A 1482-nucleotide genomic window follows, 5' to 3' on the forward strand; every position below is an offset into this window, starting at 1 on the left:
GGAGGCCCCCGCCTCGGCGGGCGAGGAGTATCGTTACGTGGACGGCGGCCGTAGCCGTGCCCCTCGGCCACCGCCCGGGCCCCGTGGCATAGTCACGGACCCGGTCTGACCAGTCCGACAACACTCCCGGCCGCGAGGACCGTCGTACCCTTGGTGGGTGACCGACGCCGTAGCAGCCATCCCAGAAGAAGCAGCCCCGGTCCCGCTCCTCGAACCGAAGGAGGGGATCCCGCCCGTCGTGGCGGACGAGCAGGCGCTGGCCGCCACCGTCGCCGCCTTCGCCGGGGGCACCGGACCGGTCGCCGTCGACGCCGAGCGGGCCTCCGGCTACCGCTACGGCCAGCGCGCGTACCTCATCCAGCTGCGCCGCGTGGGCGCCGGCAGTGCGCTGATCGACCCGATCGCCTGCCCCGACCTCAGCGGCCTGGGCGATGCCCTCGCCGACACCGAATGGGTGGTGCACGCGGCCACCCAGGACCTGCCCTGCCTGGCCGAGGTCGGTATGAGACCCCGGCAGCTGTTCGACACCGAGCTGGCCGGGCGGATCGCCGGCTTCGCCCGGGTCGGCCTCGGGCCGATGACCGAGAGCGTGCTCGGGCTGAGCCTGGCCAAGGAGCACTCCGCGGTCGACTGGTCCACCCGCCCGCTGCCCGAGCCGTGGCTGCGCTACGCCGCTCTGGACGTCGAGGTGCTGGTCGAGCTGCGCGACGCACTCGAACAGGAGCTGGACGCCCAGGGCAAGCTCGGCTGGGCGCTGGAGGAGTTCGCGGCGATCGCCGCCGCACCGCGCCCGGCACCGCGCACCGACCCGTGGCGCCGCACCTCGCAGCTGCACAAGGTCCGCCGGCGCCGCCAGCTGGCCGTGGTGCGCGAGCTGTGGCTGGCCCGGGACCGGCTGGCGCAGGAGCGCGACGTCTCGCCGGGCCGGGTGCTCTCGGACGCCGCGATCGTCAACGCCGCGCTGGCCATGCCGCTGAACATCGCCGCGCTGCAGGGCGTCCAGGGCTTCGGGCCGCGGGTCCACCGGCGCCAGCTGGAGCAGTGGCTGGCGGCCGTCCAGCGGGGCCGGGAAGTCCCGGAGAACCAGCTGCCGCCGGCCTCCGCGCCGCACGACGGGCCGCCGCCGCCGCGGGCCTGGGCCGAGAAGGACCCGGTGGCCGCCGCCCGGCTGTCCGGGGCGCGCGCCGCGGTCGCGGACCTCGCCGAGCGGCACAACCTGCCGGCCGAGAACCTGATCACCCCGGACCTGGTGCGCCGGGTCTCCTGGGAGCCGCCGGCCGATCCGGCCGCCACGGGCGTGGCCGCCGCACTGCGCCGGCTCGGCGCCCGGCAGTGGCAGGTCGACCTGGTGGCGCCGGTGATGGCCGCCTCGTTCGCCGAGGCCGCGGCCGCCCAGGACTGACCTGGAGCGCCTCCGAAGGGGGGGGCGGGGGAGGTGGGGGGCCCCCCCGCGGGCGAGGAGGGGGGGGGGTTTTGACACCC

General features: G+C 76.7%; 1 protein-coding gene. It reads left to right on the forward strand.

The window, feature by feature from the left end; all coding sequences use genetic code 11:
* Nucleotides 1-157 precede the first annotated feature (157 nt).
* Nucleotides 158-1402: a ribonuclease D gene (locus ACFV6I_RS39610; protein WP_380431153.1), complete on the forward strand. Its 1245-nt coding sequence runs from the start codon at nt 158-160 to the stop codon at nt 1400-1402.
* The last annotated feature ends 80 nt before the right edge of the window (nt 1403-1482 follow it).

Source organism: Kitasatospora sp. NPDC059803 (assembly GCF_042732255.1).
GTDB lineage: Bacteria > Actinomycetota > Actinomycetes > Streptomycetales > Streptomycetaceae > Kitasatospora.